The following is an 11,455-nucleotide window of genomic DNA, read 5'->3' on the forward strand; positions in this document are numbered from 1 at the left end:
CGGCGCGGACGGTGCGCGCCCGGCCCTCGACGACCGGTTCGCCCCAGCCGACCGTCCCGTCGCTGGTCGTCACCTTGAGGAACAGCCACCGCGGCGGGACCTCGTAGAGTTCGTAGTCAGTGATCTCGCTCATCGGTCCCCCCGCGAGTCACGAGATGGGTCGATCGATCGGTCCGTCTCGGGCGTTCTCCCGACGGCAATCGCGCTCCTCGACGGAGCACACGCAAAAGCGGTCATACGGATGCTGTCGGACGACGCGGTCATAAGCGCGTCGCTCGACCGGTCGGATTCCCGCCGCTCGAGCGCGGCCGTCGAGGAACCGACGCGAATCGGATCGGACCGCTCGCGGCACGGCCGCGAACCGCTCGAGGAAAAACCGTATGACCCCCGCGTGAGTCAGGGAACCTATGTTCGAAAAGTCGACGTGGATCCGCCTGCCGCGAAACGTCGTCGTCGGCCACGGCGTCCGCGACGAGGTCCTCGACGTGATCGACGACCTCCACTTGCAGGGGCGGCCGCTGTTCGTCACGAGTCCGACGCCTCGCGAAGTCGCCGCGGATCCCATCGCGGCCGACTTCGAGGCCGCCGGGATCGAGCCCGCGATCGTCACGATAGAGAAAGCGACCTTCGAGGCCGTCGAGCAGGTGATCGAGGTCGCCGAGGCCGAGGACGTCTCCTATCTGGTCGGCATCGGCGGCGGGAAGGCCATCGACATCGCGAAGCTGGCCAGCCACCACCTCGAGATGGGGTTCCTCTCGGTACCGACGGCGGCCAGCCACGACGGGATCGTCAGCAATCGCGGCTCCGTGCCGGACGGTGATTCCCGCCACAGCGTCGCCGCGGAGCCGCCGCTCGCGGTCGTCGCCGACACCGGCATCCTCGCCGAGGCGCCGTGGGAGCTGACGACCGCCGGCTGTGCCGACATCATTTCCAACTACACCGCGGTAATGGACTGGCGGCTCGCCCAGCGGCTCAAAGACGTCGAGTACTCCGAGTACGCCGCCGCGCTCTCGGAGATGACCGCCGAAATCCTCGTCGACAACGCCGATCTCATCCGGCCGGGGCTCGAGGAGTCCGCCTGGATCGTCACCAAGGCGCTCATGTCCTCGGGCGTCGCGATGAGCATCGCCGGCTCCTCGCGGCCGGCCAGCGGCGCGGAGCACCTCTTTTCGCACCAGCTCGACCGGCTGGCTCCCGAGGCGGCCCTCCACGGCCACCAGGTCGGCGTCGGCTCGATCTTGACCGCCTACCTTCACCAGGGAGAGGACGGCATCTGGTGGGACATTCGCGACGCGCTCTCGAGCATCGACGCGCCGACGACCGCCGACGACCTCGGGATCGACGACGAGACCGTTATCGAGGCGTTGACGACCTGCCACGAGATCCGGGACCGCTACACGATCCTCGGCGACGGGATGAACGAGCGGGCCGCTCGAGACGTGGCGACGAAAACGGGCGTTATCGAGTGAGACGGATCGCTGTAACGATTCACCGGCGCACCCGCCCGGGGTTTCTGGGATGCGCCGGAAATGACGTATAGCAGCTTGTATGCGTCTCGACCGAACCCTCAGCTCAGATCGGCGCGCTCGAACTGCCAGATCCCCAGCGCCAGCGGGACGACGAGCCAGGCGAGCATGACGATGACCATTACTTCGCCCTGAAGGTACCACGGGAGGTCCGGCGGAATGGTGTTGAACCCCTCGGGGAACGCCAGCCCGGTGGAGTTGACGTACGCCGCCGTCGGGCTGACCAGCGACTGGACGAACGCGATCTGGTTCATCGAAACCTCGAGGCCCGCGAGGTCGTTGAGCACGTAGTCGATAGCGAGCTGGAGCGGACCGAACACGTTCAACACGCTCGTGATGAAGAAGAAGGCGATGGAACCGCCCATCGCACGGGATCGAGAGGCGGTCGCGGCGGAGATCGCGATCGCGACGGCGACGTAGGTCAGCGCGTACAGGACCGTCAGCGCCGCCATGATACCGAACGTGTCCATCTCGGGCGAGGGGTACCACACCAGCGTGAGGGCCCCGCCTACCAGAAACGCGACGACGATCGACACGCTGACGATGGCCGTCCGGGTGGCGAACTTCCCGAGAACGACGTCGCGACGACTGTTCGGGATCGAGAGGAGATACTTGATGCCGCCGGATTCGCGTTCGCCGGCGATCGCGAGATACGCCGTCACGAGCGCGATCAGCGGGATGAACATCGCGCCCACGGCAGTCAAATTCCAGAGCGCGTTCAGGATGGTCGGGTCCGGCCGCCCGTTCTGTCCGAAGTACACCAGTAACACCATAAACAGGGTGTAGAACGCGCCGACGAACCAGACGATCTTGGCCCGGCGGACGTCGAGGAAGTCCTTCCTCGCGACGTCTACCGTACTCATGCTGAGGCCTCCGGCGTCGCGGCCCCCTCGTCACGCTCGCCGTTCGTGTACGTGTTGAACAGTTGCTCGAGCGAGACGTCTTCGGAGACGATATCTCGGACGGTCGTCGCCTCGGCGACGTGTCGGACGACGTCGACCTTGACCGAGGGATCGGCGCAGGTCGCCGTGATCGTGGCGTCCTCGACGGCGACCGAGCGGACGCCCGCGAGTTCGTCGAGGGCGAGGCTCTCGGGGACGTTCGCGACCTCGAGCGAGATCGGCGCGCCGAGATCCAGTTCGCCCTGCAGGTCGTCGAGGGTGCCGGTCGCGACCAGCCGTCCCTCGTTCATGATGCCGATGCGGTCACAGACCGCTTCGACCTCGCCGAGGATGTGGCTGGAGAAGAAGACGGTGGTGCCGCGATCCGCCTCGTCGCTGATGATCTCGCGCATCTCCTGCATCCCCGCGGGGTCGAGCCCCGAGGAGGGTTCGTCGAGGAGCAGGAGGTCGGGGTCGCCGACCAGCGCCATGCCGAACCCCAGGCGCTGGGCCATCCCCTTCGAGTAATCGCCGGCGGGGCGGTCGCCATCCTCTCCGGAGAGACCGACCTTCTCGAGCAGTGCATCGGGATCGGCGTCCACGTCCTTCGTGTCGATGACCCACTCGAGGTGTTCGCGCGCGGTGAGCCGGTCGTAGACGCTCGCCCCTTCCGGAAGCACGCCGATTCGGTGGCGGATCTCGTCGGTGTCGGCCTGCGCGTCGAAACCGAGCACCGCCGCGCTCCCCTCGGTCGGCCGGACGAAGTCGAGTAACATGTTGATCGTCGTCGACTTCCCGGCACCGTTCGGGCCGAGGAAGCCGAACACTTCACCCTCCTCGATGGTGAGGTCGAGGTCGTCGACTGCGAGGACCGACTTCCCGTATCGCTTGGTGAGGGCAGTCGTCTGAATGGCGGCCATAACGGGAACTCCACGGCCCCCTCATGTATAACTTTTGTAGTTATTTCGCTGACTTATCTGAGCGAGCGAGCGCTCAGACGTGTTGGTCAAGGAAATCTGCTATTTCGGAGTAGGCCTCGATGCGGTTCTCGAGCTTCGAGAAGCCGTGCCCCTCGTCCTCGAAGATCAGTTTTCGGACCGGCACGCCCTGTTCGGCCGCTTGCTCGGCGATCTGTTCGGCCTCCCCGACCGGCACGCGAGGATCGTTCTCGCCGTGGAGGACGAACAGCGGGGCCTCGATCTGTTCGACGTTGTTGATCGGGGAGATCTCCTCGAGGAACTCGCGATCATCGGCAAGCGAGCCGTACTCGGCCTCGCGGAGTTCGCGCCGCCAGTCGCCGGTGTTCTCGAGGAACGTGACAAAGTTGGCGATGCCGACGATGTCGACGCCCGCGGCCCAGAGATCGGGGTACTCGGTCAGCGCGGCCAGCACCATGAACCCGCCGTAGGAGCCGCCCTTGGCGGCGATCCGGTCGGGATCGATCGCGGGGTGGTCCCGCAGCCACTCGACGCAGGCTTCGATGTCTGCGACCGAGTCCATCCGCTTTTCCACGTCGTCGAGGGCGGCGTACTCGGCACCGTACCCCGACGACCCTCGAACGTTCGGCTCGAAGTAGGCGTAGCCCCGGTCGAGGAAGTACTGCTTGACGCTCGAGAAGGAGGGGCGGCGCTGGCTCTCTGGGCCGCCGTGGATGTCGACGATGACCGGGACGCCAGCGCCGTCGTCCCTGTCGGCTCCGTCGCGGTCGTCGGGGAGCGTCAGGAAGCCCGGTACCTCGAGTCCAGCGTGGGACTCCTCCGGAGTCTCACTGGCTGACGGGCGCTGCCCGTCAACGCCGAAGCTCTCGACCCTGACCAGATCGGAGTCGCGAAACGATTCTGGTGGGATACCTGCAGTCGGCGCGCTGGTCCATCGCTCGGTCTCGCCGGACTCGACGTCGACCACGAAGACGTTCGTGTTGACGGTATCGCCGGTCGTCGACAGCGCGAAGCGCTCCGCGTCGGGATCGAAGCTCACGCCGCCGGAGATGCCGCCCGGCAGGTCGGGTTCGGGGAAGGTCTCGAACGCGGTCGGCTCGTCGCCGTCGAACTCCCCGACCGTCAGGTCGGTGTAGCCCTCGACGTTTCGCGAGTAGACGAACCGGCCGGTCTCGTCGTCCAGCGCGATACCGCCGACGTTCCACCCGTCCCCGTCGGTGACTGTTTCGAGATCCTTCGTCTCGAGGTCGAGATAGGCCAGGTAGAGGGTGTCGGCCTCGCCCTCGTCGGTGACGAGGTAGATCCCGCCGCCCGCGTGCCCGCCGGCACGTTTCGAAGGTGCCCAGTTCGCGCTCTGATAGCGCACGTCGCCCTCGTGGGGCGTGAGGTGCTCGAGGGTCGGCTCGTCGGCTGTGAGATCGAGCACGTACAGGTCCTGATCGAAGTTCGAGTAGGCCTGCGAGACGAGCAGTCGCGAGTCGTCGGGGCTCCAGCCGGACAGCGAGAGCCAGCCGTCGCCTTCGTAGACGAGGGTCGCATCGTCTCCTCGCTCGTCGCGGTCCTGGACATAGACGTCGAAGACGGACTCGTCGCGGCGGTTCGAGGTGAACGCGAAGCGCTCGCCGTCGTGGCTCCAGCCGCCCCAGCGGTGTTTCGCGTCGGGCATGGCGGTGAGGTTCTCGATCTCGCCGGTCTCGGCCTCGAGCCGGAACAGCTGGGCGCGCTCGTTGCCGCCCTCGTCCATCCCGAAGATCAGCTCCGGCCGCTCGGGCGACCACGAGGCGAACGTCACCCGCTCGTCGTAGAACGTTCGCTGCTCCGGCCAAGATCGGGGCTCATCGAGTGTCCAGATCTGGGGCGTGCCGGTCGTGTTCATCAGGAAAGAGAGGCGGTCCCCGTCGGGACCGAACGACGCGCCGTAGGCGCTGCGGATGTTGAGATAGCGCTCGATATCGTAGCGTCCCATGGCAGGGCTGTACGGACTCGAGCGGGTAGTCATTTCGGTCGGGACGGGTTCGATTCGGGGCGGACTCGAGGGAACGGGAACACCCCGGTAAGGGCCGGTTATCCGCTCTTGTCACCGACCGCGATGAGGCGGGCACTCGGGCGACGAGCGGTCGGTCGGCTGCCGTGGCCGCGGCTCGCTCCGCTGATGGCTGCGCTTAACAATACCGTCTCCCGTGCCGAACACGGTCGATGGCAGGTGAGACCGACTCGTCGTCGTTCGGGACCGTCCTCGTGACGACCGTGATCATCCTCGCGGCGTTCGGGTTGACCGTCGCGGCCGTCGGTCCGGAGGTGTTCGTGGGTGAGGGAGGCGAAACGCCCGATGCCGACGGCGAAACGGAACCGCTGGGGGGACAGGATACCGAGAGCGACGAGACGGGAGCCGACGACTCCGGGGACGAGAGCGGAGATTCCGGGGATAGCGAATCGGAGAACGATTCGGCCGGTGACAGCGGAACCGATGGCAGTGACGACGAGAGTGGCGGAGACGATGACGAGTCAGATGGGGACGACGAGACTGGTGGAGACGATACCGAGTCTAATGAGGGGAACGAAACGAGCGACACCGAAAGCGATGAGGACGACGGGACCGATAGTGGCGAGACTGAAGAAGACGGGGACGGGACTGAGGACGACGAGTCCGAAGGTGACGAAACCGAAGACGAAGCGCGGGAGGCCGAGGACGGTGACGACACGGACGAAGAGACCGTCGACGACCCGGAATCTGGAACGAGTGAGGACGGGAACGACGACGAGACGGCGTCCGAGGACGGCGACGACGGTGGCAGTGACAGCGAATCGGACGCCGACGGTGACGGGGCCGACGACGGCACGAGCGACGGCGACAGTACGGACGGCGACAGCACGGACGACGAGTCGGACGACACCGACGGCGGCTTCTTCGAGGGAGTCGGATCGTTCTTCGAGGACCTTCTTCCCGGCGACGAGAGCGATGAGAGCGACGAGTGACCGATCCGGTCCGGAATCCGTCTCAGCGCGGTCGAAAACGGTCACCGATCGTCGCCTGCCAGTCGGTTTCGAGCGGCGATTTCGGACGAAAACCCCATCCTCGAGCCGACGAATCGGACGAAAAAGTGACTTTATAGCCCGGGGCTACGTGGCGGCCGAATATGCGAATCGCGTTCGTCTCGTTCGAAACGGTTTATCACCGCGATACCGAGACGAGCCAGCGCTTTCGAACCGTCTGCGAGCTGTTCGCGGCACGCGGCCACGACGTCAACTGTTACTGCGCCGGGTTCTGGGCCGGCGAGGAGTCCGCGTTCGAGCGCAACGGCGTCACCTATCACGCGGTCTCGAGCGGCACCGAGGCCCGGAGTTCGTTCCTCCTGCGGCTGCCGTTCGTCCTCGCGACCGCGAGCCCGGACGTGATCCACGCCAGCGCGCAGCCGTCGAGTCAGGTGCTCGCGGCCAGCTGGGGATCGACGCTCGCTCGCGCGCCGCTGGTTCTCGAGTGGTACGGCGACGACGGCGTGAGCGATACGCGATGGTCCCGTCTGGCGACGGGCCGACCGGGTCGGATCGTCACCCCCTCCGAACTCGTCGGGACGTGGGTCCGAGAGATCGGGGCCGACGGCGATATCGTCGATACCGTCCCGAACCCGATCGACTGCGAGCGGATTCACCGCGTGGAACCGGGCGAAGCTGTCGACGTGATCTACGCCCGCCGACTCGACGAGGGGGCCAATCTCGAGAGCCTGCTGTTGGGACTGGCCGAACTCCGCGGCCGCGACTGGTCCGCGAAAGTCGTCGGCGACGGCCCCGAACGGGAGACCTACGAGCGCCTCGCGCGGGACCTCCGGATCGAGGACCGCGTGACGTTCGTCGGTGATCTCGATCTCGAGGAGCGGATCGCGGCCTACCGCGGGGCGCACGTCTTCGCCCAGACGGCAGATCACTGCGTCTTCCCGACGGAGATGCTGTGGGCGCTCGCCGCGGGCTGCGTCGGCATCGTCGAGTACCACGCGAACTCGAGCGCCCACGAACTCGTCGAAGGCTGGGATCGAGGGTTCCGGACCACCAGCGAGGACGAACTGGCAGAAGCCATTCTCGCGGCGGGCGACCTCGAGCACCGCGAGTACGACGAGGCCTTCGCCGAGTACGATCGCTCGGCGGTGGCCGACCGGTATCTCGAACTGTATCGGACGCTGCAGGAAGCGCAGGGATTGTTGTAGCGCGCTCGGTCGGGATCCTGACAGCGAGCGGTGGACGGCGGCCTACAGATCGAACTGCGCCGCCGCCGTCTCCATGTCCTTGTCGCCCCGACCCGAGAGGTTGACGAGGATCGTGTCGTGCTCCCCGTCCTCCGCGAGTTCGATCGCGCGAGCGATCGCGTGACTGGACTCGAGCGCGGGGATGATCCCCTCGGTCTCGCTCAGTTCGCGGAAGGCCGCGAGCGCCTCGTCGTCGGTGATCCCCGTGTATTCACAGCGGCCGACGGCCCGGAACATAGCGTGTTCGGGGCCGACGCCGGGGTAGTCGAGGCCCGCGGAGACGGAGTGGACGTCGACGTCGTCGTCGATGACGCGCGTCTTCATGCCGTGCAGGACGTCGTCAGTACCCTTCGCGAGCGGGGCCGCGTGCCGACTCGAGTCCGATCCCTCCCCGCCGCCCTCGGCACCGTAGAAGTCGACGTCATCCTCGCGGAAGGCGTGGAAGACCCCCATCGTGTTCGAGCCGCCGCCGGCGCAGGCGACGACGGCGTCGGGGAGGTCGCCGGTTCGCTCCCGAATCTGCTCGCGGGCCTCCCGACCGATGACGCTCTGGAAGTCCCGGACCATCCGCGGGAACGGGTCGGGGCCGACGACGCTGCCCACCAAGTAGTGCGTGTCGTCGACGTTTTCGGCGAAGTCCTCGAGCGCGGCGTCGACGGCGTCCGCGAGCCCTTCGTCACCCCGGGTGACTTCGTTGACCTCGGCACCCATCAGTCGCATCCGGAAGACGTTCATCTCCTGGCGCTCGACGTCTTTCGCACCCATGTAGATCTCCGTCTCGAGGCCCAACAGCGCACCGACCATCGCGGTCGCGGTGCCGTGTTGTCCGGCACCGGTCTCGGCGATCAGCCGCTCGCGACCGGCCCGCTTTGCCAGCAGCGCCTGCCCGAGACAGTTGTTGATCTTGTGCGCACCGCCGTGGAGCAGGTCCTCGCGCTTGAGGTAGATCTCCGCGCCGTAGCGCTCGCTCAGATTGCGGGCGTAGTACAGCGGCGTCGGTCGGCCGGCGAACTCCTCGAGCAGCCCGCGTAGCTCGGACTGGAACTCGTCGGTGTTCGCGACGTCGTCGTAGGCCACAGCGAGTTGCTCGAGCGGCTCTCGAAGCGGTTCCGGCACGTGTCGACCGCCGTATCCCTCGAACTCTCCGTTTTCCATACGCCGGAGGATTGCGCTCATTCGTGAAATAGGTTCGTACCGCTAGCGTCATCGAACTGCTCGCCCATCGTCGCACTCGGTCGGTACAGGTCGTGCAGTTACCGAAGGGGGTTTCATCGTCTCCGAATGTCGTCACCCGCGGACTGGCTGAATACGACGCAGATATACATTGGACCGATATCTCTCGGGAAGAGAGATATCGGACGGTGTGAGAAAGGTTCAATTCCCGTCGCGTCCTAGTTAGAGAGGTTATGGAACGCTACGTCGATGGCTTCGTCATCCCGATTCCGAACGACAACGTCGATTCGTACCGCGAAATGGCAGACGAGGCCGGAAAACTCTGGATCGAACACGGTGCTCTCGAGTACTTCGAAGGGGTCGGAGACGACATGGATCCCGACACGGACGAGATGTCGATGGTGACTTTTCCACGGCTCGCAGAAACGCGAGATGACGAGACGGTCGTGTTCTCGTTTATCGTGTTCGAGTCGCGGGACCACCGGGACGAGGTGAACGCGAAGGTGATGGAGGACCCCGCGATGGACCCGGAGAACTTCGACGAGGAGATGCCCTTCGACACGGAACGCATGTCGTACGGCGGTTTCCGGTCCATCGTCGGCTACGAAAGTCGATGAACGAACTGACGGTGCAGATCGGCCCCGATCACCGCTGCGGTGTTCGAGAAACAGGAGGTCACCTGCCACAGGCGGAGCCGAGGCCGAAAGCCGACCGAATCGCCGAGGTCGCCGAGAAGCTCGAGGGGGTCGCGGACGGGACGTCGGGCGAGACGGTCGACCACGTCCTCGCCGCTAGCGACCATTTCCTCGAGCAGCTCAGAGAGTAGCGCCGAGAGGTTGTGGAAACACGGGCTGCGGATCTTGAACCGCGCCGGGGAGTTCGAGCCGTCCGCGCGGATGTAGATCCCGAGTTCGCCCTTTGCCCCCTCGACGGCGCGGTAGGTCTCGGTCCCCGCATCGGGTTTCAGCGTCCGCGGGACGTTGCTCTGGACGGTTCGCTCGTCCTCGTGCCAGTCCGCGTTCGAAAGACGGGTTCGGCAGACTCACAGATGGGGACGCCCGCGATCAGCAGCAGGGACGCCGTCTCGCCTATCGAAATCGTTTATGTATCACGTCGCCCGTAGCATAGAACATGTCTCGAGGGCTCGACTGGTTCGACGCGTTCCGCGAGGTCGCCCCTGAGTGGACGGTCGTCCTGCTCGGGCTGGTGACCCAGCTCGGGGACGTCTGGTTTCTCGGGGTCGTCGTCGGGACCGTCTACTGGGTGGCGACGACGCGCCGGGACGAAGCCGCCGCCGTGTTCGGCCTGCTGTTAGCCGGATTCTCACTCATCACGGGCCTGAAGCACGTCTTCGCGCTCCCGCGGCCGGAGCGGGTGCTCGTGGAGGCGGGAGCGCTGCCGGAGACGGTTCACCCGCTGTATCAGACCACCGCGACGGCGACCGGCTACGGGTTTCCGAGCGGCCACGCACTGATAACGACGGTCGTCTACGTCAGCCTGGCCGAATACCTGTCCGTCGGCACGCGACGGCGGCGATACCTCGGTGCCGCCGGACTCGTGACCGCCGTCTGTCTCTCGCGGGTCGGTCTCGGCGTTCACTATCTCGCCGATGTCATCGCCGGCGTCGCCGTCGGACTGGTGTTTCTGCTCCTCGCCTGGCGGCTCTTGGACCGGTATCCGGAGCACCGCGGCACGCTCGGGTTCGGGCTCGCGACGGGTCTCGCCGCCGCCGCCCTCGTAACGAGTAACGCGGATCTGGACGCGGTGCTCCTGTTCGGCACGTCCCTCGGCGCGTTCGCCGGCTGGCAACTCGCTCTCCTCGCTCGAGGGGTGGACGCCGGACGCGGGCCGATACGAACCAGCCGCCCGCTCGCTGCGAGGGCCATCGTTGTTACCCTCTCGGTCGCCGCGCTCGTCGCGCTCATCGGCTACTACTGGCCAGTCTTGTTATTCGCCGGAAGCGGCGTCCTCGGGCTGCTCGCCGCCGCATTCGTTACCGCACCCGTGCTGTACCGCCTCGAACGCGTCGACGGTCTCCGGGGACGGTCACCCTCGCGCTCGCGGTAGCCCAACGTCGTACCGCCGGCGACACCGGTCGCGGCCCCGCGCGGGTGGTTACTCGCTGTTTTCGTCCGAACCCGTCGCGTCCGAGGCGTCAGTCTCGTCCGCATCCGGCGGATCGACCTTCATGTGGGAGGCGTCTTCCGCGGGGCTCTCCTCCGGTTCAGTGTCCTCGGTCTGGGTCGGCTGGGCCTGCGTGGGATCCGGCCCCGTCGCCTCGCTGGCCTCGTCGGCCATCGCCGAGTCCGAGACGTCGACCTCCACCCCCTCGGCATCGGTCTCGCGCCGGGGCTCTTCCTCGTCCGCCCCGAGATCGGGTCGAGACCGGGATTCGTCCTCGTCGGGCTCATCGGTGAAATCGATCTCGGAGCCCGACTCCGCGGCATCGTCGATACCCGGTTCCGCCGAGACCTCACCGCCGGATCGGATCTCGGACTCTCGTCCGGAATCGACGCGGTCGGCGGCGGCGCTGGCCTCGTCCGAGGTCTCCTTTCCGTCGGTTCCCCCTTCGACGTCCGGCACGTCGATCCCGGACTCGCCGCTCGAGCGGCGCTTGCTGAGCCCGAAGCCGACGAGCCCGGTACCGACGATGGCGAGCGGAATCGCCCTCCGGCGATTCGCAGCCATCGATCGGATCG

General features: G+C 66.4%; 11 protein-coding genes and 2 pseudogenes. 6 read left to right on the plus strand and 7 right to left on the minus strand.

Annotated features, from left to right (window positions below; genetic code table 11):
• A pseudogene (locus PGX04_RS17395) lies at positions 1-133 on the minus strand (galactonate dehydratase); the annotation flags it as partial.
• Between the two features lie 274 nt (positions 134-407).
• Between PGX04_RS17395 and PGX04_RS17400 the strand changes: the two are divergent.
• Positions 408-1,469, plus strand: a complete 1,062-nt coding sequence (locus tag PGX04_RS17400; protein WP_273739674.1) for an NAD(P)-dependent glycerol-1-phosphate dehydrogenase — start codon at positions 408-410, stop codon at positions 1,467-1,469.
• Positions 1,470-1,567: 98 nt separating this feature from the next.
• On the opposite strand, the gene PGX04_RS17405 is transcribed toward PGX04_RS17400, so the two are convergent.
• The 3 genes from PGX04_RS17405 to PGX04_RS17415 all read right to left on the minus strand — a co-directional run bounded on the left by PGX04_RS17405 (position 1,568) and on the right by PGX04_RS17415 (position 5,311).
• Complete coding sequence (locus PGX04_RS17405) at positions 1,568-2,389, minus strand: ABC transporter permease subunit (RefSeq protein WP_273739675.1); 822 nt, start codon at positions 2,387-2,389, stop codon at positions 1,568-1,570.
• A complete protein-coding gene (locus PGX04_RS17410; RefSeq protein WP_273739676.1) occupies positions 2,386-3,327 on the minus strand; it encodes an ABC transporter ATP-binding protein in 942 nt (313 codons plus the stop codon). The genes PGX04_RS17405 and PGX04_RS17410 overlap by 4 nt, the downstream gene beginning before the upstream one ends.
• Positions 3,328-3,400: 73 nt before the next feature.
• Positions 3,401-5,311 (minus strand): S9 family peptidase, encoded by a 1,911-nt coding sequence (locus tag PGX04_RS17415; RefSeq protein ID WP_273739677.1) that lies wholly within the window; start codon positions 5,309-5,311, stop codon positions 3,401-3,403.
• A 230-nt stretch (positions 5,312-5,541) separates the two neighbouring features.
• Here PGX04_RS17415 and PGX04_RS17420 point away from each other — a divergent pair, with 230 nt between their 5' ends.
• Both PGX04_RS17420 and PGX04_RS17425 read left to right on the plus strand, forming a co-directional pair.
• On the plus strand, positions 5,542-6,321 hold the full coding sequence (locus tag PGX04_RS17420; RefSeq protein ID WP_273739678.1) for a hypothetical protein: 780 nt from the start codon (positions 5,542-5,544) through the stop codon (positions 6,319-6,321).
• Positions 6,322-6,482: 161 nt separating this feature from the next.
• A complete protein-coding gene (locus PGX04_RS17425; protein WP_273739679.1) occupies positions 6,483-7,544 on the plus strand; it encodes a glycosyltransferase family 4 protein in 1,062 nt (353 codons plus the stop codon).
• 42 nt (positions 7,545-7,586) lie between these two features.
• Here PGX04_RS17425 and trpB read toward each other — a convergent pair whose 3' ends face one another.
• On the minus strand, positions 7,587-8,738 hold the full coding sequence (trpB, locus tag PGX04_RS17430) for a tryptophan synthase subunit beta (RefSeq protein WP_273739680.1): 1,152 nt from the start codon (positions 8,736-8,738) through the stop codon (positions 7,587-7,589).
• Between the two features lie 251 nt (positions 8,739-8,989).
• On the opposite strand from trpB, the gene PGX04_RS17435 reads away from it, so the two are divergent.
• A complete protein-coding gene (locus tag PGX04_RS17435; RefSeq protein ID WP_273739681.1) occupies positions 8,990-9,373 on the plus strand; it encodes a DUF1428 domain-containing protein in 384 nt (127 codons plus the stop codon).
• The gene (locus PGX04_RS17440; RefSeq protein ID WP_273739682.1) at positions 9,370-9,582 is read left to right on the plus strand and encodes a hypothetical protein; all 213 of its coding nucleotides are present in this window, start codon (positions 9,370-9,372) and stop codon (positions 9,580-9,582) included. The genes PGX04_RS17435 and PGX04_RS17440 overlap by 4 nt, the downstream gene beginning before the upstream one ends.
• On the opposite strand, the pseudogene PGX04_RS17445 reads toward PGX04_RS17440, so the two are convergent.
• A pseudogene (locus PGX04_RS17445) lies at positions 9,520-9,771 on the minus strand (NADH-quinone oxidoreductase subunit D-related protein); the annotation flags it as partial. The gene PGX04_RS17440 and the pseudogene PGX04_RS17445 sit on opposite strands and share 63 nt — an antisense overlap.
• A 116-nt stretch (positions 9,772-9,887) precedes the next feature.
• Here PGX04_RS17445 and PGX04_RS17450 point away from each other — a divergent pair.
• A complete protein-coding gene (locus tag PGX04_RS17450) occupies positions 9,888-10,823 on the plus strand; it encodes a phosphatase PAP2 family protein (protein ID WP_273739683.1) in 936 nt (311 codons plus the stop codon).
• 48 nt (positions 10,824-10,871) lie between these two features.
• On the opposite strand, the gene PGX04_RS17455 is transcribed toward PGX04_RS17450, so the two are convergent.
• A partial coding sequence (locus PGX04_RS17455; RefSeq protein ID WP_273739684.1) for a prolipoprotein diacylglyceryl transferase occupies positions 10,872-11,455 on the minus strand: 584 nt, incomplete at its 5' end.

The organism is Natrinema soli (assembly GCF_028618695.1).